Here is a 23,720-nt window from a genome sequence, read left to right as displayed (position 1 = left end):
GCCAGCGGGACGCGTATCTGGCTTGGGATCAACAACGCAAGGCCGAGGAGGCCGCCGTGCGCGCCGCGGCCGCCGCGGCGGCGGCCCGGGCCGCCGCCGACAAGGACGCGCAGGCCCGCGCCGGTCAGCTCAACACCGAGCAGCGCCCGCACACGCAGTTGGGGGACGCGCCGCCGCCGAAACGCTCGACGCCGCGCCCGTCGTACCCGTCGGTCACCGGCTCGGCCGCGGTGGAGACGGTCGTCGACCGCGCCATGTCGCAATTGGGGGTCATCTACTCCTGGGGCGGCGGCGACGCGAACGGTCCGACGCTCGGCATCCGCGACGGCGGTGTCGCGGACAGCTTCGGCGATTACAACAAGGTCGGCTTCGATTGTTCCGGTCTGATGATCTATGCCTTTGCGGGGATCGGGGTTTCGCTGCCGCACTACAGCGGGTACCAGTACAACGCCGGTACCCGAGTGCCGGTGGCCGAGCGCGCTCGCGGCGACATGCTGTTCTGGGGACCGAACGGCAGCGAGCACGTCGCGCTGTACCTGGGTGACGGGCAGATGGTCGAGGCGCCGCAATCGGGCGAGGTGGTCCGGGTTTCGCCGGTACGTGAGGGCGGCATCATGCCGTACGCGGTGCGGATCGTCAGCTGAACTGGTTCGATGACTGCGAACACGCGGCAGCGACGGATTCGCCGCAGCGGAGGAGTCGAAGCTTCGAATTCTCTTCATGTCGGGTCCGGTTGCGGCACATACGGCCATTACCTGGAATAGTTGTGGCAGCACGCACAGGACCAAGGCGAAAGCGGGGATGTTGGTGACTTCGACAGACGGTGTCAGCGGGGCGAAATTGGCGAAAGATGCGCCTGCGTCCACGTCGAACACCCTGGAGCGAGACGTCCAGACCCTGGAGAAGGCGATCTACGAGGTCAAGCGGGTGATCGTCGGTCAGGACCGGCTGGTCGAGCGATTGCTCGTCGGCGTGCTCGCGCGAGGTCACGTCCTGCTCGAAGGTGTGCCCGGCATCGCGAAGACCCTGGCCGTGGAGACCTTCGCCAAGGTGGTCGGCGGCTCGTTCTCCCGCGTGCAGTTCACCCCCGACCTGGTGCCCACCGACCTCATCGGTACCCGCATCTTCCGGCAGGGCCGCGAGGAATTCGATACCGAGCTCGGCCCGGTCGTGGCGAACTTCGTGCTCGCCGACGAGATCAACCGCGCGCCGGCCAAGGTGCAGTCCGCGCTGCTCGAGGTGATGGCCGAGCGGCACGTGTCGATCGGCGGCAAGACCTACCCCATGCCGAATCCGTTCCTGGTGATGGCGACGCAGAACCCGATCGAGAGCGAGGGCGTGTACCCGCTGCCCGAGGCGCAGCGCGACCGCTTCCTGTTCAAGGTCGTCGTCGACTACCCCTCGGTGGAGGAGGAGCGCGAGATCATCTACCGGATGGGTGTCACCCCGCCGGAGGCGACGCGCATCCTGGAGCCCGAGGAGATCGTGCGGCTGCAGAAGGTGGCGGCCAATGTCTTCGTGCACCACGCGCTGGTCGACTACGTGGTCCGGGTGATCGCGGCGACCCGCAGGCCCGCCGATTTCGGCATGCAGGACGTGGCGAGCTGGATCTCCTACGGCGCCTCGCCGCGCGCCAGCCTCGGCATCATCGCCGCGGCCCGCGCCGTCGCGCTGATCCGCGGCCGCGACTATGTGGTGCCGCAGGACGTGGTCGAGGTGATCCCGGATGTGCTGCGCCACCGCCTGGTGCTGTCCTACGACGCGCTCGCCGACGAGATCAGCCCGGAGGACGTGATCAAGCGGGTGCTGCAGACCGTCGGCCTGCCCCAGGTCGCGCCGCAGGCCGTCGCGCCCGGCGCCGCCGCCGGTTCCGCTGCGCCGCAACAGCTTCCGCAGCAGCAGCCGGGTTCGCCGCAGGGCATCCCGCAGCCGCCGCAGCAGCAGCAGGGCGCCCCGCAGCCGGTGCCGCAGCCGCCGAACGGGCAGCAGTCCCAGCCCGCCGGCAACGTCCAGAACAAGTGACCGCAGCGCCGGAACCGCCGTACCGCGTGGCCACGTCTCCGCATGCGCCGCCCTCGTTCCAGGCCGGCGAACTGACCGATCCGCGGCTGACCGCGGCGCTGAAAACGCTGGAGCTGACGGTGCGCCGCCGGCTCGACGGCGTGTTGCACGGCGACCATCTCGGGCTGATCCCCGGCCCCGGTTCGGAGCCGGGAGAGGCGCGCACCTATCAGCCGGGTGACGATGTGCGCCAGATGGATTGGTCGGTCACCGCCCGCACCACCCACCCGCACGTGCGGCAGATGATCGCCGACCGCGAGCTGGAAACCTGGATGGTCGTCGACCTCTCGGCGAGCCTGGACTTCGGCACCGCGCTGTGCCAGAAGCGAGATCTGGCGATCGCCGCCGCGGCCGCCATCACCCACCTCACCAGTGGCGGCGGCAACCGGATCGGCGCGGTCGTGGCCACCGGCGAGCGGTTGGTCCGGGTGCCCGCGCGTAGCGGCCGGGTGCACGCGCAGTCGCTGCTGCGCAGCATCGCGACCACGCCGCACGCGCGCGACGGGGTACGCGGGGACCTGCGCGGCGGCATCGAGTCGCTGCGCCGCCCGCAACGCAAACGCGGTCTCGCGGTGATCATCAGCGATTTCCTCGGCGAGATCGATTGGCAGCGTTCGCTGCGCGCCATCTCGGCGCGGCACGACCTGCTCGCGGTCGAGATCATCGACCCGCGCGATCTGGCGCTGCCCGATATCGGCGATGTCGTGCTGCACGATCCGGAAACCGGGCGCACCCGCGAGTTCAGCGTGACGCCGACGCTGCGCGCGGATTTCGCGGCGGCGGCGCAGCGGCACCGGGAGCAAGTCGAACAGGCCCTGCGCAGCTGCGGCGCGCCGGTCCTCACCCTGCACACCGATAGGGACTGGATCGCCGACGTGGTCCGGTTCGTGTCCACCCGGCGCCACAGCCTCGGCGCCCCGAGCGGGCGGGTCCCACGTCAGTGAGTATTTCGCATTTCACCGCCGCGCTCTGGCTCGGCTTCCTGGCCGTCCTCGCGTTGATCGCGCTCGGCTATGTCCTGGTGCAGCGCGGCAAGTACAAGCACATGCTGCAGTTCAGCAACATGGAGCTGCTGGAGAAGGTCGCGCCCGCGCGGCCGAGCCCGCTGCGGCACGTGCCGATCGCGCTGATGCTGGTCGGCCTGGTGTTCCTGACCATCGCGGCGGCTGGGCCGACCGCGGTGAAGAAGGTCGCGCGCAACCGCGCCACGGTCATGCTGGTGATGGACGTGTCGCTGTCGATGGAGGCGACCGACGTGCCGCCGAGCCGGATCGAGGTCGCGAAGAAGGCCGGTAAGGAATTCGTCGACGGCCTGCCGAACGGTTTGAACATCGGCTTCATCACCTTCGCGGGCACCGCGTCGGTGATGGTGTCGCCGACGACCAACCACGAATCGGTGAAGGCGGCCATCGACAACGCCAAGCTCGCCGAGCGGACCGCGACCGGCGAGGGCATCCTCACCGCGCTCAACGCGATCGACACGCTCGCGTCGGTGCTCGGCGGCGCGCAGGAGCCGCCGCCCGCACGGATCGTGCTGATGTCGGACGGCAAGCAGACCGTGCCCGCGTTCGAGGACGTGGACAACCCGCGCCACGAATTCGTCGCCGCGCGCCTGGCGAAGAACAAGAACGTGCCGATCTCGACGATTTCCTACGGCACCAGGTGGGGCAAGGTCAGCATCCCGCGCGAGGACGGTTCGCGCGACGACGTGCCGGTGCCGGTCGACGACGACGCCATGCGCGAACTCGCCCGGCTCTCCGGCGGCGAGTTCTACACCGCGTCCACCCTGCAGGAACTGAGCAAGGTGTACGACACCCTCGAACAGCAGATCGGGTTCGAGCTGACCCGGGGTGATGCGAGTCGTCCGTGGTTGCTGCTCGGCCTGCTGATCACCTCCGCCGGGGTGATCACCGGACTGCTCTACCGTCAGCGCCTGCCGTAACCGAGTGACCCTGGCGCCACACATGTTTCGGCCTGCGCCGGAGGCGTCGACGCCGGGGTGCCGGGCCGCCGCGGCGTCGCGGATCGGGTCGCGCGCCGGGGCCGGTGACCGTTCTGTCCGAACCGCGCCGCCGTCCTCGCGGACCCGTCCGGACCAGCGCCGGGCGGGTTTCCGGGCGGCGGCTGCCACCAGGTAGGTTGTTCCCCATGTCGAACATCACATCCCGGTCTGTCCTGGTCACCGGTGGTAACCGTGGCATCGGTCTCGCAGTCGCGCAGCGCTTGGTGGCCGACGGTCACAAGGTCGCCGTCACCCACCGCGGTTCCGGCGTGCCGGACGGGATGCTCGGCGTGAAATGCGATGTGACGGACGCGGAATCGATCGACCGCGCGTTCACCGAGGTCGAGGAGAAGCAGGGTCCGGTCGAGGTGCTGGTGGCCAACGCCGGCATCGTCGACAACACGCTGCTGATGCGGATGAACGAAGAGCAGTTCACCCGCGTGATCGACGCCAACCTCACCGGCGCCTTCCGCTGCGCCAAGCGCGCCAACCGCGCCATGCTGCGCGCGAAGTTCGGCCGGATCATCTTCCTCGGCTCGGTGGTCGGCCTCAAGGGCGCACCGGGCCAGGTCAATTACGCCGCGGCCAAGGCCGGCCTGGTCGGCATGGCGCGCGCGATCACCATGGAGATCGGTTCGCGCAACATCACCGCCAATGTGGTGGCGCCCGGTCTGATCGAAACCGATATGACCCGCGAAGAGATGACCGACGAAATGCGGGACCTGGTGCTGAAGTACGGCATTCCGGCCAAGCGGATGGGCCAGCCGGAGGAGGTCGCCGGCGCGATCAGCTTCCTGGCCTCCGACGACGCGGGCTACATCACCGGCGCGGTCATCCCGGTCGACGGCGGCTTCGGCATGGGCCACTAGTCTTTTCACCACACAACCCGAAATCAGGAGAACCGAGAACCCATGGGCGGACTGCTCGAAGGCAAGACCATTCTGGTGACCGGCATCATCACCGACTCGTCGATCGCGTTCCACGCGGCCGCGGTCGCGCAGGAGCAGGGCGCGAAGGTGATCATCACCGGCATTCCGGAGCGGCTGCGGTTGATCGACCGCATCGCCAAGCGGCTGCCGCAGGAGGTCCCCCCGGCCATCCCGCTCGACGTCACCAGCGAGGAGAACCTCGCCGAGCTGCCGGACAAGCTGCGTGAACTGGCGCCCGAGGGCATCGACGGCGTGCTGCACTCCATCGCGTTCGCGCCGCGCACCCTGATGGGCCCCGAGGCGCTGCCGTTCCTCGACGGTCCCGGCCCCGACGCGGCGAAGGCCTTCGAGATCTCGGCGTGGAGCTACGCCTCGCTGGCCCGCGCGGTGCTGCCGGTAATGAACGAGCGCGGCTCGATCGTGGGCATGGATTTCGATCCGCGCACCGCGATGCCGTTCTACAACTGGATGGGTGTGGCCAAGGCCGCGCTCGAGTCGGTGAACCGGTACGTCGCTCGAGAGGTGGGCGCGGCCAAGAAGATTCGCTCCAACCTGATCGCCGCCGGCCCGATCAAGACGCTCGCGGCCAAGGCGATCGCGGGCACCGCGACCGACGACGCCGCCAAGCTCAACCAGCTCAACGAGTACTGGGACGGCGCGTCGCCGATCGGCTGGGACGTCGACGACCCGACCGTGGTCGCCAAGTCGATCGTCGCGATGCTCTCGGACTGGCTGCCGGGCACCACCGCCTCGATCATCTACGTCGACGGCGGAGCCAGCCACAACACCTGGTTCCCCGAGGACATGTCGATCAACTGAGTCATCCCGGAGGAGGGAACGTGGCACGGGCCGCCGACGCACTGCTGTTGCTGTCCTTCGGTGGCCCGGAGCGCCCCGAAGACGTGATGCCGTTCCTGGAGAACGTCACCCGGGGCCGGGGCGTGCCGCGCGCGCGGCTCGACGAGGTCGCGCAGCACTACCTGCACTTCGGCGGGGTGTCGCCGATCAACGCGCTCAACCGGGACATCATCGCGGCGGTCGAGGCCGAATTGGCCGCGGCCGGCATCGATCTGCCGGTGTACTTCGGCAACCGGAACTGGACGCCGATGGTGGAGGACACCGTGGCGCGGATGGCCGCCGACGGTGTGCGTTCCGCGCTGGTGTTCCCGACCTCGGCCTGGGGCGGCTACTCGGGGTGCCTGCAGTACCACGAGGACATCGCCAGGGCGCGAACGGCTTTCGGCGACGGTGCGCCGGAGCTGGTGAAGCTGCGCCAGTACTTCGATCACCCGCTGCTGATCGACGCCTTCGCCGACGCGATTCGCGCGGCGCGGCAAGAACTTCCGGCCGAGCGCCGCGACGCCGCCCGGCTGGTCTTCACCGCGCACTCCATTCCGATCGTCGCCGACACCGCCGCGGGCCCGGCGGCGGACGGCGGCCACCTGTACAGCCGACAGGTCGCCGAGGCCGCCCGATTGGCCGCCGCCGCAACGGGGTTCACCGACTACGACGTCGTCTGGCAGTCCCGCTCGGGTCCGCCGCAGGTGCCGTGGCTGGATCCCGATATCGTGGATCACCTGGACGATCTCGGCGCGAAGAACGTCGAAGCGGTCATCGTCTGCCCGGTGGGCTTCGTCTCCGATCACCTCGAGGTGATCTGGGATCTCGACAACGAGGCCCGGGAGAAGGCCGCCGAACTCGGGATGGCGTTCGTGCGCGCGGGCACCCCCGGCACCGACCCCCGTTTCGCGCGCATGGTCGTCGAGTTGATCGGCGAGCAGCTGGCCGACGCGCCGGCGCGCCGGCTCGGCGAGGTCCCGGGTTACGGCTGCACGCCGAACGGCGCGCCCTGCTTCCTCGGCTGCTGTGCCCTCCCAAGTCGGGGCACCGTTCATCGATGACTCACGAATAGGTCTGCGATAGCATCGCTCTCGCCTTCGGACGAAGCCGAAGCGGGGCGCAAGGTGAGATTTGATGACATATATCGACATGATGACCACTACCGGACTGTTGGACCTGGGGGCATGGTCCGACGACACCGTGTGGACGGCAGCACTGGAGACCACGGAAGCACGCCGGCGGGGGAGCCGGGGCGGCAAAGGTGGCTCCTGGGTCGTGGGGCTGATCTGCCTCGGTCTGGTCGTCGTCGGCATGGTCGTCATCATCTGGCTCTCCCGGAGAAACAGAGGACAGAACCAGAACCAGCTGCCGCCACACGGTAACGGCGCGCAGCCATACCAGCAGCAGGTCGCCGGGCAGCAGCAGTACCCCGGACAGCAGTACCCGCAGCAGCAGGGATATCCGCAGCAGCAGGGGTACCCAGGACAGCAGCCGGGTTACCAACAGCCGTATCAAGCGCAACAGCCCTACCAGGGCCAACAGCCCTACCAGGGCCAACAGCCCTACCAGGGCCAACAGCCCTACCAGGGCCAACAGCCCTACCAGGGCCAACAGCCCTACCAGGGCCAACAGCCCTATCCCGGCCAGCCCTACCAGCCGCAGGGCCAGCAGTACCCGCAGCAGTCCCCGTACCCACCGCACCACCAGCACTGATTCGGGGTTCGCGCACCTTTTCTGACCTCCCGCACCCCGACTCGCCGTGCGACACACCGTGTCTCGCGACAGAAGGGGTGCGGGGGATGAGGCCACCGAATCAGTGGGGCGGCGACGCGGTAGGCGCGCTCGCCTGTCAGAACATGACGGTGGACAGGCGGGTGTAGAGGCCGGGGTAGCCCGGTTCGGCGGCTCCCTTGCCCCACGAGGTGAGGGCGACCAGTTCGCCGTCGACGAGAAGTGGGCCGCCGCTGTCGAATTGGTTGGCGTCGGCGTCGGTCGACCCGGCGCACAACGCTTCTCGGGGGTCGAAGGCGGCGCCGTAGGCGGCGCAGTCGGCGTCGAGCGGGACGGTGGCGGCGTGCAGCAGCGGGTTCGCCCAGTCGTCGTCGGAGGTCGCGCCCCAGCCCAGGATGGTGCCCGAAGTGCCGTGTGCCGCAGCGATACGCACCGTCGGGCGCTGGACCGGATGGTCGAGCGTGAGGATGGCCAGGTCGTTGTGGTAGGCCAGGTCGGTGCCGAACACGGTGACCCGGAAATCCGGATGCACCCGGACGTCGGTGACGCGGACCGAGGTGCCCGCGTCGGTGCGCAGGTCCGATCGGTCGAAGGTGACGCGCAGCGCGGCGGGTACCCGCCCGGTGAATACGGCGCAGTGCGCGGCGGTGACCACCTGGTCGGGGGCGATCAGCGCGCCCGCGCAGAACTGCCCACCGGGGCGCAGCGGCAGCAGGGGCGTGCCGATCGCCACCAGCCACGGGTACGCGGACGCGTCGGCCGGTTGTCCGCCGACCACCGCGGCCGCCTGCGGCATGGCGGGCAGGCCGATGCCGATCGCCGCCGCGGTGACGACGGCCGCGAGTATCGCGGTGCAGCGCATCGCACACCTCCTTTGCTCGACTTCTCGAAGCACACTATTGCGGGACCGCCCCGAGCGCGACCGGAAGCGGATTCGATTGCGGCGCAACGGGACAAACGCCCCGAAGCGGGCACTCAGGCGCTGCGTGCCGCCGCGTGCACCGCGACCAGCCGCGCCGCACGGATCGCGTCCCACAGCGGGCGCAGCAGCGACTCCTGGGCACCGATGGCGGTCGCCGAGGTCGGCGAGGACGCCGGTTCCCGTTGCGCCACAGTGAGAATCGCGGCGACATGGTCGGCGGTGTCCAGAATCTTCCTGGCCCGCAGCGGAATCGAGTCCGGGTAGTCGTGCCGGGAGTAGTCCGCGAGCTCGGCCTCGATGAGTTCGCGCGGATCCGAATCGGCCGACCCCACCGAGGTGGTGTGCAACTGCATCAGCGCGTCGGCGGCGTCGCGGACCGCTTCGCGCATAGCGTATTCCGCCTCGCCGAGCGACATGTCGGGGCCGGGCTCCGCCGGAATCGGTGTGCTGTAGACCGACCACTGCAAGGTGTCCTCGTCGGTCCACTGCGGGATCAGGCCGGTGCCCTCCGTGCCCGGCGCGCCGAGCAGCAGACCCTCCTGCGCCTCGATCGCGTCGGCGGCGAAGGCGGTGCCGACCGGCAGGCCGCGCACGTCGCCCGGCACCGGCAGCACCAGCCGGATCTTCGCGCCCGGCTCGGCCATCGCCTCGCGAATCACCTTGAGCAGCGCCATCATCCCGGTGCCCGGCAGGTTGCCGCGCGAGGACCAGGGCAGATCGGAGCGGCCACCGGTGATCGGGTCGCCGGCCGCGATGGTGTGCCGGCCCGCCCAGGCGTGCAGGGCCTCCAATACGTCGTCGGGCGCGCTGCAGCCGGCCAGCCAGGAGCCGGCCCACACCGTCAGCGTGGCACTAGGAGAGCACATAATTATCGAGCATAAAGGGTGATGGTTATTCACGGGCATTCCCGCGAGGGGCATTCCTGAGCAGCGCCGCGAGTACCTCGGCGGACGCGGCTATTCCGGCTCGGTGACGAAGTCGATGAGTCGTTCCACCGCACCGATGAGCGGTGCCTCGAGGTCCCGGAAGGACTCGACCGCGCCGTAGATCCGGCGCCAGCCGTCCTGCGGGGTGCCCCAGCCCAGCCGGTCGCAGATGCCGGTTTTCCAGTCCTCGCCGCGCGGCACCTGTGGCCACGCGTCGATGCCGACCGTGGCGGGCCGCACCGCCTGCCACACGTCGATGAACGGGTGGCCGGTGACCAGTACGTGCGGGCCGAGCCCGGTGGTGAGCTGGGTCTCCTTCGAGCCGGTGACCAGGTGGTCGACCAGTACGCCCACCCGCCTGCCCGGGCCGGGCTCGAACTCGACGAGCCGCTCGGCCAGGTTGTCCAGCCCCTCCAGATGCTCCACGACCACGCCTTCGACCCGCAGATCGTGGCCCCAGACCCGCTCGACCAGCGCGGCGTCGTGCACGCCCTCCACCCAGATCCGGCTGGTCCTGGCGACCCGCGCGCGCAGCCCCTCGACCCTGGTGGAGCCGGAAGCGGACCGCGTCGGTTTCTGCGGCGCCGCGGCCGTCGGCCGGACCAGCGTGACGGGCTGACCGTCGATCAGGAACGCGGCCTCGCGCAGCGCGAACAGCCGCACCGCGCCGCGTGCGTCCTCCAGCTTGACGAATTCGCCGTCGTAGCTGCGGTCGAAACCCACCACCGCGCCGCAGAATCCGCTGGCCGCGTCCTCGACGACGAGGTCGCGTTCGGCGCTGACCTGCGGTACCGCCCGCTTTTTCGCCCGGGAGTGCCCGGAGAAGATATCGCCGCCGTACCTGTCATGCCCGCTCATCCGCCCGAACTTAGCAGGCGGACATCCGTATTCGGTTCCGCGAATCGCGGGGCGCACGGTCGACACGCCGGTCTACAACATTCCAGGCACACATGATCGACAACCAGCGCATCCGGTTGCCGACGCGCACTAGAGTGGGCAGCGTGGCCGCAATAGTTTGGCTGGTCGCGGGGATCCTGCTCGCGGCCGCGGAAATGCTCACCGGGGACCTGACCTTGCTCATGCTCGGCGTCGCCGCGCTGGGCACCGCGGGTGTGAGTTCCGTCGCGGGCACGTCGGTGGTGGTGGACGCCATCGTCTTCGGCGTGCTGACGTTGGTGTTGTTTCTCGGGGTGCGGCCGGTGCTGCGCCGCCGTTTCGGCAATCCGCCGCCGATCCCGACGAACGTCGATGCCCTGCAAGGCAAGTCGGCGCTGGTGCTGGAGCAGGTGGGCGCGCATTCCGGTCAGGTGAAGCTGGGCGGGGAAGTGTGGACCGCGCGGCCGATGGACGAGTCCGAGGTGTACGAACCGGGTACGAAGGTGTTCGTGATGAGGATCGACGGCGCGACCGCCGTCGTGTGGAAGGGGCCGTGATGGCTGTACTGATCGTTGCCGCCGTACTCGTCCTGCTGGTCGTGGTGGTGGTCTTCAAGTCGATCGCGCTGGTGCCGCAGGCCGAGGCGGCGGTGATCGAGCGGCTGGGCCGGTACTCGCGCACCGTGTCCGGCCAGCTGACGTTCCTCGTGCCGTTCGCCGACCGCATCCGCGCCAAGGTGGACCTGCGCGAGCGGGTGGTGTCCTTCCCGCCGCAGCCGGTGATCACCGAGGACAACCTGACCCTGCATATCGACACCGTGGTGTACTTCCAGGTCACCAGCCCGCAGGCGGCGGTCTACGAGATCAGCAACTACATCGCCGCGGTCGAGCAGCTCACCGTCACCACGCTGCGCAACGTGGTCGGCGGCATGACCCTGGAACAGACCCTGACCTCCCGCGATCAGATCAACGGCCAGCTGCGCGGCGTGCTGGACGAGGCCACCGGCCGCTGGGGGCTGCGTGTCGCGCGGGTCGAGCTGAAGAGCATCGATCCGCCGCCGTCGATCCAGGAGTCGATGGAAAAGCAGATGAAGGCCGATCGCGAGAAGCGCGCCATGATCCTCACCGCGGAGGGCACCCGCGAATCACAGATCAAGACCGCGGAGGGTTCCAAGCAGGCCCAGATCCTGTCCGCCGAGGGCGCCAAGCAGTCGGCCATCCTCGCGGCCGAAGGCGAACGGCAGAGCCGCATCCTGCGCGCCCAGGGCGAGCGGGCGGCGTCCTATCTCCAGGCGCAGGGTCAGGCCAAGGCCATCGAAAAGGTCTTCGCCGCGATCAAGAACGGCAAGCCGACGCCGGAACTGCTTGCCTATCAGTACATGCAGACACTGCCGATGGTCGCGCGCGGCGACGCCAACAAGGTGTGGTTGGTGCCCAGCGATTTCGGTAAGGCGCTCGAAGGCTTCGCGACCAGCTTCGCCACCAAGGGCGAGGACGGCGTGTTCCGTTACGAGCCACCGTCTTCCGACGGCGAGCAGGTCAAGGTGGAGGACGACTCGGACGTCGCCGACTGGTTCGACACCGCGTCGGACCCGACCATCGAGCGCGCGGTCCGCGCGGCCGAGGCCACCGCGCGCACGCCGGTGGAGGGTTTGATGTCGCCGCCGCCCGCGGCGCCGCATCAGCCGGCACCGCATCAGTCGGTGTTGCCGCCGCAGGAGGAACAGCAGGCGCTGCAGCAGCAACCGCCGCAACAACCGCAGCAGCAACCGGCCTACCGGCCCGAGGACCCGCACGGCAGGCCGTGGCAGCCGCCGGAGAACTTCTCGAAGTAGGCCGATTCTCGACGACGAGGCGGCTGCGGGGGGTTGATGCGAACCAGGCGAGAACTCTTGCAGGTGGCGCTCGTCGCGCCGCTCGCCGCCGCCTGCGCGCCCGATCTGCTGCTCGGCAACCCCGGCGCGGTGCGCGTCGGGGTGTCGTGGAGCGGGACCGAGCTGACGGCGTTCCGCGCGGTGCTGGCCCGCCTCGGCTTTCCCCATCCGGTGGACGTGGTGCCGCTCGGCGACGAGATCGAGACCGCGTTCACCGCGGGCGGGCGCTCGGCGCCCGACCTCGTGATGCTGCCGCAGGCGGGCCGGGTGCGCCCGCTCGCGGAGCGACGCAAGCTGCGGCCGGTGTCCGAACGGCTGTGGTCCGACGGCGCGGACCCGGCCTATCCCGAGATCTGGCGACAGCTGTTGCAGCACAACGGGAAACACTATGGCGTACCGTTCAAGGCCGCCGACAAGTCGATGGTCTGGTACGACCGGCAGCTGGTCGAGCGATACCGGCTCGGTGACCCCGCGGGCTGGACCCTCGCGGACTGGCTGGACCGGATGGAGTTCCTCGCCGACTCGCCGGTGCGGTTGCTCGCGCTCGGCGCGGCCGACGGCTGGGTGCTCACCGACGTGTTCGAGAACGCGCTGCTCGCCGAATCCCCGCGCATCTACGACGAGGTCGCCGCGGGCCGCGCCGATCGCACCTGGGAAAGTCCCGCGGTGCGGGCTGCTTTCCGGCATCTGGGCTCGCTGTGGGGGCACCGGCACGCCTTCCCCGGCGGTATCGCGGTGGCCCTGACCAAGCAGTTCCCGGACGCGGTGCGCGAGGTGTTCGAGCACCGGCGCGCGGTGATGGTGGTCGCGCCGGATTTCGCCGAGCCGATCGTGCGCGCCGCGGTGCGCCGGTCGAGACGGCGGGAAGAGGTGGTCGGCGTCGCCGCGTTTCCGGCCGTCACGCCGGAGGTGGCCGCGCCGCGGATCGTCGGCGGCGACGTGATGGTGGTGACCGAGTCGGCCACCGACCGGGCCATGGATCTCGTTGCGGCCCTTGCCGCGCCGACGGCACCGGTCCCGTGGATCGAGGGCTACGGCGGCTTCATCGCGCCGAATCTCCGTACCGAGGCCCGGTATTCGGCGCTCCTGGGACCGGTGGCGCGCACCCTGCGGACGCGCAGCGCGTTCGATCTGTCCGACCGGATCGGCGCCGTCGGCGGCCGGAACGGGCTGTGGCGCATCCTCACCGACTTCTTCACCACGGTCGGCAACGGGGCGACGGAGCGGCTGGACGAGGCGACCGACCGCGCGATCGCCGCCCTCGACGCGGTGGATCGGCGGCGGCGGTGACCGGACAGCAGGACTTCCAGGCGCACGGGCTGCTGCTCGAACTCAGCGGACGCCGGATGCGCGGACCGCTGGTCGCGGGCAGTCACCCGCGGCGGTGGACCGGTCCGGCGGCGGTGCTGCCCGCCACGGTGCTGACCGTGGTGCTGATCGTGGCACCGGTGGTGTGGACCGTGGTGAGCGCGGCCCGGGCGCGACCGCTGCTGGTGGTCTCCTGCCTGGGCGCCGCGCTCGGCGCGGTCGGGCTCACCCAGTTGGCCCGGCAGCGACGGGTCACTGGGTTCCGGCTGCTCGTGCGGTGGCGGAGATGGCTGCTGCGGCACCGGATACCGTTGCCGCGGTGGACGATTCGAGCCGTGTGGTACCCGATCCGGCTGGTCCTGTGGTCAGGTGCGCTGGTGCTCGCAGCCGGTGGGCTGTGGTTGCTCGCGACCGCGCTCGGCCACGACGGCAGGTGGTCTTACCTGCGCACCCTCGGGTGGTTGCTGGTCGTGGTGCTCATGCTGGCGGCGGCGTTGGGCGTGGCGTGGTGGGCGCGCGATTCGCAGTGGCTGTGGCGGCCGCTCATCGTTTCGTTCGGCATCTCGGCGGTGGTGTCCGGCGTGGCCTTCCGGCTGATCTTCGAGTTCTTCGGTGACCTGCTCCGCATCGAAAGCGTTGTGGGGTACTGGCTCTGGTACGGGCTGATGTTGTGCTCGGCCTTCGTGTGGACCTGGTTCGGTTTCGTCACCGGTCTGTTCCGGGCGGGGATCCGGGCTATCGAGCACGATTCGGTCCGTGCGGGCTACCTCTATCACGGCGACGGCCGGTTTCCGTTGCGGCTCTTCGAATTACTGCGTCCGGTGGTGCTCATCGTCGGGCTCGCCGTCGGGGTCGCCGCCGCGCGGGTGTTCGACGTGGTGCTGATCGGCGTGCCCGGTTCGATGCAGTACGAACTGGACAGCGCGAGCGTGTACTGGTGGCGGCTGGCCACCGACTCGGAGATCGACGCGGGCGTGGCGGCGGCCTACGGTCTGCCGCTCGCGGTGTTGGTCGGGTTCCTGGCCTGGCTGTTGCAGACCGACGTGCGCAGGCACCGGACGAGCTTGTCGGCCTCGCCCGCGCCGCCCGCCGTCGCGGCGCGTCCGCGCCGGAAACCGTTGCGACTGCTGGGGATCGTCGCGGTCTCGCTGCTCGCCCTGGTCCCGATCGGCTGGCTGATCTATGCCAGTTTCCAGGACCGCGACGGGTTCGGGACCGGTGCGATCGAACGGGTGTGGCGCGACCCGGCCCTGCTGCGCTCGCTCGAAACGACCGTGTGGGTGGCGGGTTTGGCCACCCTGGTCGTGGTCGCCGCGGCGGTGCCGGTGGCGTATCGGCTCGCCGCGCTGCGGCCGAACCGCTCGGCCGCGACGATCGCGGTGGTGGCGCTGGTCGTGCTCTCGGTGCTGCCGGTGCAGAGCTATCTGGGACCGGTGCACACGTTCATCGACGCCTATGGGCTGTCCGGCACGCGGATTCCATTGATCCTGCTGCATGCCGCCTCGGGTCTGCCGATCGCGATCCTGGTGCTGCGCGGCGCGTTGCTCGCACCGCCGGACAGTCCTGCCGCCGACGCGCTGCACGGACTGGCCGTTCCCGGCACCGTCGCGCGGCGTGTGCTGGCCTCTGCGGGGCCGGCGCTGGGCGCGGTGGCCGTGCTCGAATTCATCCAGGTGTGGAACGATTTCGTGATCGGGCTGCTGATCAGCGGGGCGGGCGCGACGCCGTGGTCGCTGCTGCTGTGGGGCGAGGCGCGCCAATTCGGCGAGAACTCGGCGCAATTGGCGGCCGGTGCGTTGATCTCGGCGATCCTGCCGGTCGCGCTGCTGCTGGCCACCTGGCGGCGCTGGCTGGTGCCCGGACTGACCGGGGGAGCGCTGCGATGAGCGACAGGCGCAGCATCGTGCGGCACGGTAATCCGAGCATCCGTGTGGTGCGGTGATGAGCCGCCCGGACGAGCAGGCGCGCTCCGACGACCAGGCGGCGGCACCGAGTACGCCGAGATCGACCATCTGGCAAGGGTTTCTGGGCACCGCCTCGGTGGTGGCGTACGCGCTGCTGTTCGAGCTGGCGCGCAGTCTGGTGATCAATTCGCTGGGCGACAGCACGGCGGTCAAGGTCCTCGCGGGCACCCTGCGTTGGCTGTCGGTGCTGGTGATCGTCGCGGCGGCGGTGTACGTGGGCTACCGCTTCGTCCAGTGGTATCGCGAAAGAGTGCGCGTCACCGCGGAACTCGCGTTGCTCGCGGATCTGATCGAGCCTGCGCCGCAGCGGGCGGCGGTACACCGGTGTCCGGGTCCGCCGCGCCATACCGCGGCGTTGAACGATCGAATCATCGTGGCGGTGCTGCGCGACCTGCCGGTGCGCGACTTCGAGGCCGCGGCGCTGCTCACGGTCTTGAGCGCGGCGCTCGACGCGCCGGCCAGATTGCCGTTGGAGCGGCTGGCTTCTCGGCCGACGGCCGCGGTGCTGCTCGGCGAGCTGCGCCGGGACAACATCGTGGCCACCGCAGGCGCGCAACGCTATTGCCTGCGCAGAGTGCCCGTGCTGCCGGTACGCACGGACGTGCGCAAGGGCGCGCGCTGGTCCGCGGCAGTGACCGCGCTGGTGCACCATTACGCCGACCGTGCGAGCCGCTGGGCGCTAGCCTTGGAAACGGTGCGTTTCGCGGCCGGTGCGCGTCGCTGGTTCGAAGCGGAGGAAGAGTATCTGCGCACGCTTGTCACGAAATGCGCGGCGCTCGGCGCGAAGCTGCCCGCGGCCGTTGCGCCGGATCTGGTGCGGATCTGCGACGCGCTCGATTCCTGGTACGCGCGAATCGGGTTGGGGGAGAACAACGCCGGACTAGCGGTCCGAGTCTGCGAGCTCCCCGGGATGAACGACCTCGTGCTGTACCGGGATCTGGCGCGGATGCGGGCGAACCGGTTGCGCGGCAGGCCCGGTCGCTATCGGCCGCGGAGTCTGTCCACCAGCCTGGCCGCGCGCTGGGAACATCGTGCCGCGCTGCGCCTGCTGGACCGGGCCCGGCCGCGGGACCTACCCGGGGTGGTCGCGCGACTAGAAGCGTCGTGGTGGTTGCTGCCGCGTGAGGATGTGGCGGGTGAGGTGTGCGCGTTGATCAACCTCGCCATCGCCCATGTCCGCCAGGGGCGGCTCGACGCCGCCCAGGACCGGCTCGACCTCGCCGAATCGCTCACCCGCACCGGTCGCGACCCGGACGGTCGCGCGCACGTGCACGAGATCATGGGCATCGTCTGGTGGGCCCGCGGCGACTCGGCCAAGGCGCTGCGCCGCTGGCAACAGGCGCTCGGCGAGTATCGCGTCATGGTGGACGAGCACGGCATCGCCCGCTGCCTGCAACATCTGGGGTCGGCCCTGCTGGAGGACCCCGGTCACGCCGAGACGTTGCTCGGTCCCGGCCTGTCCGCCCCCGAAGTCACGCGCCAGATCACCGGCTGGCTCGCCGAAGGCCGCCGCCTGCACCGCGGTCTGCGCTACGCCGGACACTATGCGGCCCAGGCCGATTCGCGGTTCGCGGCCGCCCGCCGCGCCGGTCTGCGCGGACTCCTCGACCGCACCCCACCCTTGACCGCGCTGGACCGCATCGATCGCTGGCCGCTGCCGGTCGTCGACGACCCGCATTAGCCGCACCTGTTCGATCCGGAGCGGGCTGTGCGCGCCGGCGGCCGGCATCACGGACATCGTCTGGCTGTCGGGGTTGAGCTGGTGTAGTGCCGCACTCGATCTGGTGTGCGGGGACGGGTGCGTGGATTTCGGAAGGCAGGCGGGAATGTGCGCCACGGCACGCGCGGGCCGGACACGCCGATCCGGTCACGGTGGCAGACTTTTCGGTATGACGACACCTGATTGGGCCGATGTGGACCGCTACCTGGTGGACACCCTCGTGCAGGACGTGGCGACGGCGGCGGCCTTGACCGCGAATGCCGCGGCGGAACTGCCCGCGATCGACGTCTCCCCGCCGCAGGGCAAGTTCCTCTATCTGCTGGCGAAGACGGCGCGGGCGCGGCGCGTGCTGGAGATCGGCACGCTGGGCGGGTACAGCACGATCTGGCTGGCCCGGGCGGTCGGCGCGAAGGGGCAGGTGATCACCTTCGAGTACCAGCCGAAGCATGCGGAGGTGGCCCGGCAGAACCTGGACCGCGCCGGTGTCGGCGACCGCGTCGAGATCCGGGTCGGCGCGGCCTTGGACAACCTGCCGGTGCTGGCCGAGGAGAACCCGGAGCCGTTCGATCTGGTGTTCATCGACGCCGACAAGGTCAACAATTCGAACTATGTGCAGTGGGCGCTGCGGTTGACCCGCCCCGGCTCGGTGATCATCGTCGACAATGTCGTGCGCGAGGGCGGTGTGGCCGACGCGGACTCCGCCGACCCGATGATCCAGGCCAGCCGCGCTGTCCTCGCGCTGCTCGCCGCCGAACCGACCCTCGACGCCACCGTGGTGCAGACCGTCGGCAGCAAGGGCTGGGACGGCTTCGCCTACGCGGTGGTGAACGGCGACGCGGACGACTGAATTCGTTGTGCCGCTGCGGATCACCCGGTCCGCGGCGGCGATGTCAGCCGGTGTTCGTCACCCGCCAGGCCCCGCGGCCGGCGATGTCGAGGACCAGCGCGGCGATGTTCCATGCGTCGTCCGCGCCGCTGTGATGCCACCCTTCCAGCGGTAGCCCCGCGATCTGCAACGCGCCCGCCATCCCCTGCCGCTTCGGCAATCCGTAGGCCTCGCTGAACACCAGCTTGGCGTTGGTGTGCCTGCTGCCGAACGGATAGGCGGTGCCGGTGGCGGCGCACTGGTTGCGGAACTGTTTGCGGTCGTAGTCGCCCCAACTGGCCCAGGGGCGCGTCCCCGCCGCATGTTCGGCCGCGAGCAGGCGGCAGGCTTCGGCGAATTCGACACCTGTGTCCACCTCGTCCTGGGTGAGCCCGGTGAGTTCGGTGCAGAATTCGCTGACCGTGGAACGGGCGGGCCGCACCAGGATCCGATGTTTCGTGGTCCGCGCACCGGAGCCCAGATCGACCACGGTCAGACCGATTTCGATGATCTCGCTGACCGTGCCGGGCGGCGGCGTGCCCGCCCAGCACGTCGCCTCGACGTCGACGACATTGAGTAGCCCCGTATTTCCGCCCATGCTCGTCGAGGGTAGGGAGACGCCGGGTCGCGCTCAATCGCTTTTCGGGTCAGGGGACGAGAACGACCTTGCCGGTGGTGCCGCGCTGCTCCAACGCGCGGTGGGCGGCGGCGGCCTCGGCGAGCGGAAAGCGTTGCACGGCGGGGCGCAGGCGGCCCGCGGCGGCCGCCGCGATGGCCTGCTCTTCGAGCGGGCGCAGGTCGCCGCCGACCCGCTGCAGCATGGCGGGACCGACGACCAGCTGTGAGGTGATGTCCCGGGCCGCCAGCTCGTCCGCGGAAAAGGGCGGTGTGGCAGCATCTTTCGGGCTGGATCCGGAGGCGCCGTAGACAAGGTGCCGCCCGCCCTTCCCTACGAGATCCAATGCCCGGCGGGCGATCTCGCCGCCGACCGAGTCGAACAGGATCGTCGCGGTGCGGTCACCGAGGAAGGTGCGCACCTCGTCCGGCCAGTCGGCTCGCAGATAGTCGACCGCGAGGTCGGCCCCATTGCGTTGCACCAGTTCGACTTTCGCGGGGCCGCCGGCCAGTCCCAGGACGGTCGCGCCCACGTTCTTCGCGGCTTGCACCAGTAGCGTGCCGAGGCCGCCCGCGGCGGCCGTGACAAGGGCGATACTGTCCGGGCCGAGATCGGCGAACAGCAGGACGCCGAGAGTGGTGCGGCCGGTGCCGATCATCGCGACCGCTTCGGCGGGGTCCAGTGCATCCGGAATCTCGTGCAGCCGAGATACTTCGGTGACGGCGAGTGCCGCGTACCCGCCGGGCACCATCCCGAGGTGAGCCACCACCCGCTTGCCGACCCAGCTCGGGTCGACGTCGGCGCCGACCAGATCGACGGTTCCGGCTACCTCGCGCCCGGGCACCGTCGGCAGTTCGGGCGCCGGGTACGGCCCGGCCGCCCCTTTGCGCAGCGCGGTGTCGATCAGGTGGACGCCCGCCGCGGCCACGGCGATCCGCACCTGGCCCGGTGCGGGTTGCGGGTCGGAAACGGTTTCGTAGCGCAGGTTCTCGGCCGGGCCGAAGGCGTGGAGGCGAATCGCGTGCACGGTGGCTCCTGTTCGTGGGGCAGACGCCACCCACCGTGCAACATCAAGTCAGGTTCAGGTCAACTCGGCGTGTCGTCGCGGCGAGTCACGCCGACCCGGCGTGCTGCTTCGCCCTGACCTCGAAACCGTCGCAGAGCGCCGACAGCCCGACGTACAGCAGTTCCTCCTGGGTGAGGTCGCTGACGCCCGTACCTTCCAGATCGGCGAGCGCGGGCGGCACCGGATACTGTGATTCTCCTTTCAGCATGGTGCGCAGCCCGTTGTCGCCTTCGGGGTTCATGCCTTTGCGCGCCATCAGGGTGGCGCTGATGTGCGGCAGCGTCGCCCCGGAGATGTAGTTCCAGATCGTGAACGCCATCGTGGTCGCCTCGCGAGTGGAAACATTGAGTTCGGACAGGCCCTCGACCATCCACGCCAGGCACGCCAGACTCTGCGGGCCGAAGCTGTAGCGCGGCGTGGCGAAGGTGAGCAGAACCCACGGATGTTGCAGGTAGAGCGCCCAATCGACCTCGGCGGCGATCCGCACCCGGTCCCGCCAGGACCACTGCTGTCCCGCCGGCGACGGATACGGATTGCGGCGGGCGACCTCGTCGGTCATGGCCGCGAGCAACTCGTCCTTGTTCGCGACGTGCCGGTACAGCGACATGGCGCCGACGCCCATGGTGTCGGCGATCCGGCGCATCGACAGGGCGTCGAGTCCCTCCTCGTCGGCGAGCGTGATGGCGGTGTCGATGATGGCGGCCCGATTGAGCTTGACCTCAGTCATCCCATGACTCACTTTCACTTCCAGGAGAGGTTGCGTACACTGTACCCGACCTTGTGCGTACGGCGTACGCGAGACGGAGAGGAAATTTCAGGATGACAGACGTCGAGGCCGCGCGCGCCGCGCAGGCGCCGGCCGCCGGCTCGCGCCGTGCCTGGCTGGGCTTGACGGTATTGCTGCTCCCGGTGCTGCTGGTGTCGATGGACATCTCGGTGCTGTTCCTGGCCATGCCGACGCTCACCGAGGATCTCGACCCGTCTGCCGCGCAGCAGCTGTGGATCCTCGACATCTACGGCTTCCTCATCGCGGGCCTGCTGATCACCATGGGCAACCTCGGCGACCGGATCGGGCGGCGCAACATCCTGCTGGCGGGCGCGGCCATCTTCGGTATCGCGTCGGTGCTCGCCGCGCTGGCGCCCAGCTCGGCGGTGCTGATCGCGGCCCGGGCGCTGATGGGTATCGGCGGCGCGACCCTGCTGCCGTCCAGCCTGGCGCTGATCTCGAGCCTGTTCCCCGACGCCAAAGAACGCGCGGCGGCGATCGGCGTGTGGACCGCGTTCTTCGCGGGCGGCTCGGCCGTCGGACCGATCATCGGCGGCGTGCTGCTGCACCAATTCTGGTGGGGCTCGGTGTTTCTCATCAACATCCCGGTGCTGCTGATCCTGCTGGCGCTCGGCCCCTTCGTCCTGCCCGAACACCGCGCGGGCGTGCGCGGACCGCTGGACCTGCCCAGCGTCGCGCTGTCCATCGGCGGCATCCTGCCGCTGGTGTACGGCATCAAACACGCGGCGGCGGAAGGAATCGACGCCGAATCCATCGTCATCGCGCTGATCGGCATCGCGGTGCTGATCATCTTCGTGCGCAGGCAGCGCAAACTCACCGACCCGCTGCTGGATCTGCGACTGTTCACCCGGGCCGGATTCTCGGTGGCGATCGGCTCCAGCCTCGTCGGCATGATGTCGCTGGCCGCGCTGAGCTACCTCACCAGCATCTACCTGCAGTCGGTCACCGGTCGCGATCCGCTCGCCGCGGCGTTGCTCGGCATCCCGATGGCGGTGGCGGTGTTCGTCTTCTCGATGAGCGGCGCGCGGGTCGGCCAGCGCTTCGGCGTCCGCAACAGTTTCACCTTCGCGCTGGCCGCCGCGGCGGTGGGCAATCTGATGCTGCTCGGCGTCGGCGTGCACGGTGGGCTCTGGTGGTACCTGGTCGGGTCCACCATCGCGGGCGTCGGTTACGGCATCGCCTTCACCCTGGTGTCCGATGTCGCGGTGTCCTCGGTGCCGCCCGAGCGGGCCGGTTCGGCGGTCGGCATCTCCGAGACCAGTTTCGAACTCGGCAATTCGCTGGGTCTGGCGCTGCTGGGATCGCTTGCGGCGCTGATCTTCCGGTCCGGCGGCGACTACGCGGCCACCATCGGTGAGACCATCCAGAAGGCGAACGGCGACGCGGCGCTCATCGAGTCCGCGCGCCAATCCTTCGTCTCCGGCATGCATATCGCGACCGCGGTGGGCGCGACCATCCTCGTCGCCATGGCGATGATCGCCTACTTCGCCTCGCCCCGGCGGCTGGCGCCGGGCGCGGGCGCGGCGCACTGAGCGCTCACCGGCGGAAGGCGCGTTCGAAAAAGCGCTGAACCTGGTTGCGGGTCAGGTTGGTCCAGGCCTGGACGGGGCTGGACCACCAGGGCGCGATCTCGCGCGGCTTGGCCGTGACGGCGTGGCAGACCAGGTCGGAGGCTTCGTCGACGGTGAGGCCCGGCACCCGGCTGAAGTCGGTGGGGGCGCTCATCCTGGTGTGCACGAGCGGCATGTAGATCGAGGTGGTGGTGACGCCGTCGCCGGACACCTCGGCGGCGACACTGCGCAGCCAGACGTCGAACGCGGATTTCGACGCGCCGTAGGCCGCCCACTGCGGCGCGGGCGGCATGAGCACGCCCCAGGTGGAGATGTTGACGATATGCCCCTGCCGGCGTTCGCGCATGTCCGGCAGCAGCGCGAGCAGCAGCCGCACCGGGCCGAGATAGTTGATGTCGATGGTGCGGGTGAAATCGTGGAAGCGGTCGTAGGATTCGTCGATCGATCGGCGAATCGACTTGCCCGCGTTGTTGATCACCACGTCCAGGTGGCCGTGCTCGGCGAGCAGCCCGCGCGCCAGTAGTTCGACGGCGTCCATATCGGTGAGGTCGGTGGGGTAGACATGCGCGGTGCCGCCTTCGGCCGCGATATCGGCGGCGACCTGGTGCAGGTCGTCGGCCGAACGCGCGACGAGCAGCACGATCGCGCCCGCGGCGCCGAGCTTGCGCGCGCTGGCCTTGCCGATGCCATGTGACGCCCCGGTCACCAGGACGACCTTGCCCGCGACCGCCTCGCGCAGCGTCTGCTCGCGCGGCCGGGAGGTCGGATACAACAGCCGGCTCGCCACTCGCTCGGCGAGCGGGCGTCCGTTGCTCTGGGCCGGAGTCTCAGTCACTCCTCCGACTTTATTAGCACAGCGTCAATTCGGCGCTCGGTATCGCGATCACGATCGGTCCCGGTGCTACCCGCGACGTGCGCTATCGTCCGCGCCCGGCCGCGTTCGAGGTGGCCGGGACACGCTTGCACGACACGCCGGGCATAAGATCCGTCGGTGGGTGAAATCGGTTCGGCGAGCCTGGCGACGCTGTTCGCGTTGGCGGATTCGCGGTTGCCGATCGGCGGGCACGTGCACTCGGGCGGAGTGGAGGAGGCGATCGCCTCCGGCGTGGTGCGGGACGTGGTGACGGTCGAGCTGTATCTGCGCCGGCGGATCCGGACCTCGGGATTGGTCGCGGCGTCGCTGGCGGCCGCGGTCTGCGCGGGCGCGCTGACGCCGGAGCGGGCCGAGGCCGAGGCCGATGCGCGCACGCCGTCGCCCGCGGCCCGTACGGCGTCCCGGGCACAAGGGCGCGGCCTGCTGCGACTGTCCAAACAACTGTGGCCACACCATGATTGGGCCGCGGTCGGCCCGCGCCCGCACCTGTCCACCGTGTTCGGCATGGTCGGCGCCGCCTGCCTGGTGACGCCGCAGGAGATCGCGGGCGTGGTCGTCTACACCACGCTGACCGGCGCGGCGACCGCCGCGCAACGGCTGCTCGCGCTCGATCCCGCCGCCATCGCGGCCTGCACGGTCCGCCTCGCCGACCTGTGCGACCGCACCGCCGCCGACGCGGTCGACGACCTCGCCTGCCTGTCCGACCCGCTGCAAGACGTGCTCGCGCAACGCCACCTGCACCGCGACATGCCGCTGTTCGCCAGTTGAATCCCGGAAGAAGGAGATCGC

Annotated in this window: 23 protein-coding genes; 16 read left to right on the top strand and 7 right to left on the bottom strand. The window is 69.9% G+C overall.

The window, feature by feature from the left end:
* The 8 genes from NVU01S_RS28515 to NVU01S_RS43625 all read left to right on the top strand — a co-directional run.
* Positions 1 to 644: NlpC/P60 family protein (locus NVU01S_RS28515; RefSeq protein WP_169815268.1), on the top strand; the 644-nt coding region annotated here is incomplete at its 5' end.
* A 157-nt stretch (positions 645 to 801) separates the two neighbouring features.
* Entirely contained in the window at positions 802 to 2,022 is a 1,221-nt protein-coding gene (locus NVU01S_RS28510) for an AAA family ATPase (RefSeq protein ID WP_043669334.1), read from the top strand.
* Positions 2,019 to 3,005 (top strand): DUF58 domain-containing protein, encoded by a 987-nt coding sequence (locus NVU01S_RS28505; protein ID WP_226887274.1) that lies wholly within the window; start codon positions 2,019 to 2,021, stop codon positions 3,003 to 3,005. The genes NVU01S_RS28510 and NVU01S_RS28505 overlap by 4 nt, the downstream gene beginning before the upstream one ends.
* A complete protein-coding gene (locus NVU01S_RS28500; protein WP_014986315.1) occupies positions 3,002 to 4,003 on the top strand; it encodes a VWA domain-containing protein in 1,002 nt (333 codons plus the stop codon). The genes NVU01S_RS28505 and NVU01S_RS28500 overlap by 4 nt, the downstream gene beginning before the upstream one ends.
* Before the next feature lie 206 nt (positions 4,004 to 4,209).
* Positions 4,210 to 4,932 (top strand): 3-oxoacyl-ACP reductase FabG1, encoded by a 723-nt coding sequence (fabG1, locus tag NVU01S_RS28495; protein WP_014986314.1) that lies wholly within the window; start codon positions 4,210 to 4,212, stop codon positions 4,930 to 4,932.
* 42 nt (positions 4,933 to 4,974) lie between these two features.
* Complete coding sequence (gene inhA, locus NVU01S_RS28490) at positions 4,975 to 5,811, top strand: NADH-dependent enoyl-ACP reductase InhA (protein WP_014986313.1); 837 nt, start codon at positions 4,975 to 4,977, stop codon at positions 5,809 to 5,811.
* A gap of 20 nt (positions 5,812 to 5,831) precedes the next feature.
* Complete coding sequence (locus NVU01S_RS28485; RefSeq protein WP_043669328.1) at positions 5,832 to 6,893, top strand: ferrochelatase; 1,062 nt, start codon at positions 5,832 to 5,834, stop codon at positions 6,891 to 6,893.
* 73 nt (positions 6,894 to 6,966) lie between these two features.
* Positions 6,967 to 7,545 carry a hypothetical protein gene (locus NVU01S_RS43625; RefSeq protein ID WP_063048181.1) on the top strand — a complete coding sequence of 193 codons (579 nt, stop codon included), beginning with the start codon at positions 6,967 to 6,969 and terminating at the stop codon, positions 7,543 to 7,545.
* A gap of 136 nt (positions 7,546 to 7,681) precedes the next feature.
* Here NVU01S_RS43625 and NVU01S_RS28475 read toward each other — a convergent pair whose 3' ends face one another.
* The 3 genes from NVU01S_RS28475 to NVU01S_RS28465 all read right to left on the bottom strand — a co-directional run bounded on the left by NVU01S_RS28475 (position 7,682) and on the right by NVU01S_RS28465 (position 10,269).
* Entirely contained in the window at positions 7,682 to 8,425 is a 744-nt protein-coding gene (locus tag NVU01S_RS28475) for a S1 family peptidase (protein ID WP_043669325.1), read from the bottom strand.
* Between the two features lie 113 nt (positions 8,426 to 8,538).
* Positions 8,539 to 9,351: an Rv1486c family protein gene (locus tag NVU01S_RS28470; protein ID WP_043669322.1), complete on the bottom strand. Its 813-nt coding sequence runs from the start codon at positions 9,349 to 9,351 to the stop codon at positions 8,539 to 8,541.
* 90 nt (positions 9,352 to 9,441) lie between these two features.
* Positions 9,442 to 10,269, bottom strand: coding sequence for a DUF3097 domain-containing protein (locus NVU01S_RS28465; protein ID WP_043669319.1), 828 nt, complete (start codon positions 10,267 to 10,269; stop codon positions 9,442 to 9,444).
* Positions 10,270 to 10,412: 143 nt separating this feature from the next.
* On the opposite strand from NVU01S_RS28465, the gene NVU01S_RS28460 reads away from it, so the two are divergent.
* The 6 genes from NVU01S_RS28460 to NVU01S_RS28435 all read left to right on the top strand — a co-directional run bounded on the left by NVU01S_RS28460 (position 10,413) and on the right by NVU01S_RS28435 (position 17,999).
* Complete coding sequence (locus NVU01S_RS28460; protein ID WP_029900578.1) at positions 10,413 to 10,844, top strand: NfeD family protein; 432 nt, start codon at positions 10,413 to 10,415, stop codon at positions 10,842 to 10,844.
* Positions 10,844 to 12,121 carry an SPFH domain-containing protein gene (locus tag NVU01S_RS28455; RefSeq protein WP_043669316.1) on the top strand — a complete coding sequence of 426 codons (1,278 nt, stop codon included), beginning with the start codon at positions 10,844 to 10,846 and terminating at the stop codon, positions 12,119 to 12,121. The genes NVU01S_RS28460 and NVU01S_RS28455 overlap by 1 nt, the downstream gene beginning before the upstream one ends.
* Positions 12,122 to 12,157: 36 nt before the next feature.
* Positions 12,158 to 13,450, top strand: coding sequence for an ABC transporter substrate-binding protein (locus NVU01S_RS28450; RefSeq protein WP_043669312.1), 1,293 nt, complete (start codon positions 12,158 to 12,160; stop codon positions 13,448 to 13,450).
* Positions 13,447 to 15,354 carry a hypothetical protein gene (locus NVU01S_RS28445; RefSeq protein ID WP_043669309.1) on the top strand — a complete coding sequence of 636 codons (1,908 nt, stop codon included), beginning with the start codon at positions 13,447 to 13,449 and terminating at the stop codon, positions 15,352 to 15,354. The genes NVU01S_RS28450 and NVU01S_RS28445 overlap by 4 nt, the downstream gene beginning before the upstream one ends.
* Positions 15,355 to 15,409: 55 nt before the next feature.
* Entirely contained in the window at positions 15,410 to 17,113 is a 1,704-nt protein-coding gene (locus NVU01S_RS28440; protein ID WP_043669306.1) for a hypothetical protein, read from the top strand.
* Positions 17,114 to 17,321: 208 nt separating this feature from the next.
* Complete coding sequence (locus NVU01S_RS28435; protein WP_043669303.1) at positions 17,322 to 17,999, top strand: O-methyltransferase; 678 nt, start codon at positions 17,322 to 17,324, stop codon at positions 17,997 to 17,999.
* 43 nt (positions 18,000 to 18,042) lie between these two features.
* Here the strand turns inward: NVU01S_RS28435 and NVU01S_RS28430 are convergent, their stop codons facing one another.
* The 3 genes from NVU01S_RS28430 to NVU01S_RS28420 form a co-directional block, all read right to left on the bottom strand.
* Positions 18,043 to 18,615 carry a 3'-5' exonuclease gene (locus NVU01S_RS28430; RefSeq protein ID WP_043669299.1) on the bottom strand — a complete coding sequence of 191 codons (573 nt, stop codon included), beginning with the start codon at positions 18,613 to 18,615 and terminating at the stop codon, positions 18,043 to 18,045.
* Between the two features lie 49 nt (positions 18,616 to 18,664).
* Positions 18,665 to 19,660: a zinc-binding dehydrogenase gene (locus NVU01S_RS28425; protein ID WP_043669297.1), complete on the bottom strand. Its 996-nt coding sequence runs from the start codon at positions 19,658 to 19,660 to the stop codon at positions 18,665 to 18,667.
* Between the two features lie 85 nt (positions 19,661 to 19,745).
* Positions 19,746 to 20,426 carry a TetR/AcrR family transcriptional regulator gene (locus tag NVU01S_RS28420; protein ID WP_029900570.1) on the bottom strand — a complete coding sequence of 227 codons (681 nt, stop codon included), beginning with the start codon at positions 20,424 to 20,426 and terminating at the stop codon, positions 19,746 to 19,748.
* Between the two features lie 92 nt (positions 20,427 to 20,518).
* Here NVU01S_RS28420 and NVU01S_RS28415 point away from each other — a divergent pair, with 92 nt between their 5' ends.
* Entirely contained in the window at positions 20,519 to 22,018 is a 1,500-nt protein-coding gene (locus NVU01S_RS28415; protein ID WP_043669292.1) for an MFS transporter, read from the top strand.
* A gap of 4 nt (positions 22,019 to 22,022) precedes the next feature.
* On the opposite strand, the gene NVU01S_RS28410 is transcribed toward NVU01S_RS28415, so the two are convergent.
* Positions 22,023 to 22,892, bottom strand: a complete 870-nt coding sequence (locus NVU01S_RS28410) for an SDR family NAD(P)-dependent oxidoreductase (RefSeq protein WP_244467216.1) — start codon at positions 22,890 to 22,892, stop codon at positions 22,023 to 22,025.
* A 156-nt stretch (positions 22,893 to 23,048) separates the two neighbouring features.
* On the opposite strand from NVU01S_RS28410, the gene NVU01S_RS28405 reads away from it, so the two are divergent.
* A complete protein-coding gene (locus tag NVU01S_RS28405; RefSeq protein WP_082032002.1) occupies positions 23,049 to 23,699 on the top strand; it encodes an urease accessory protein UreF in 651 nt (216 codons plus the stop codon).
* Positions 23,700 to 23,720: the final 21 nt, after the last annotated feature.

Source organism: Nocardia vulneris, assembly GCF_001613425.1.
In the GTDB taxonomy this organism is placed as follows: domain Bacteria; phylum Actinomycetota; class Actinomycetes; order Mycobacteriales; family Mycobacteriaceae; genus Nocardia; species Nocardia vulneris.
Note: the sequence above shows the minus strand (reverse complement) of the source record. Positions and strands in the feature narration are given on the sequence as shown.

Bases quoted from the DNA above. Each gene is read 5' to 3' on its own strand.
- NVU01S_RS28510 (WP_043669334.1), top strand. From the start codon at position 802: ATGTTGGTGACTTCGACAGACGGTGTCAGCGGGGCGAAATTGGCGAAA.
- NVU01S_RS28450 (WP_043669312.1), top strand. From the start codon at position 12,158: ATGCGAACCAGGCGAGAACTCTTGCAGGTGGCGCTCGTCGCGCCGCTC.
- NVU01S_RS28475 (WP_043669325.1), bottom strand. From the start codon at position 8,425: ATGCGCTGCACCGCGATACTCGCGGCCGTCGTCACCGCGGCGGCGATC.
- NVU01S_RS28435 (WP_043669303.1), top strand. From the start codon at position 17,322: ATGACGACACCTGATTGGGCCGATGTGGACCGCTACCTGGTGGACACC.
- NVU01S_RS28440 (WP_043669306.1), top strand. From the start codon at position 15,410: ATGAGCCGCCCGGACGAGCAGGCGCGCTCCGACGACCAGGCGGCGGCA.
- NVU01S_RS28470 (WP_043669322.1), bottom strand. From the start codon at position 9,351: ATGTGCTCTCCTAGTGCCACGCTGACGGTGTGGGCCGGCTCCTGGCTG.
- NVU01S_RS28420 (WP_029900570.1), bottom strand. From the start codon at position 20,426: ATGACTGAGGTCAAGCTCAATCGGGCCGCCATCATCGACACCGCCATC.
- fabG1 (WP_014986314.1), top strand. From the start codon at position 4,210: ATGTCGAACATCACATCCCGGTCTGTCCTGGTCACCGGTGGTAACCGT.
- NVU01S_RS28415 (WP_043669292.1), top strand. From the start codon at position 20,519: ATGACAGACGTCGAGGCCGCGCGCGCCGCGCAGGCGCCGGCCGCCGGC.
- NVU01S_RS28465 (WP_043669319.1), bottom strand. From the start codon at position 10,269: ATGAGCGGGCATGACAGGTACGGCGGCGATATCTTCTCCGGGCACTCC.
- NVU01S_RS28430 (WP_043669299.1), bottom strand. From the start codon at position 18,615: ATGGGCGGAAATACGGGGCTACTCAATGTCGTCGACGTCGAGGCGACG.
- NVU01S_RS28455 (WP_043669316.1), top strand. From the start codon at position 10,844: ATGGCTGTACTGATCGTTGCCGCCGTACTCGTCCTGCTGGTCGTGGTG.
- inhA (WP_014986313.1), top strand. From the start codon at position 4,975: ATGGGCGGACTGCTCGAAGGCAAGACCATTCTGGTGACCGGCATCATC.
- NVU01S_RS43625 (WP_063048181.1), top strand. From the start codon at position 6,967: ATGACATATATCGACATGATGACCACTACCGGACTGTTGGACCTGGGG.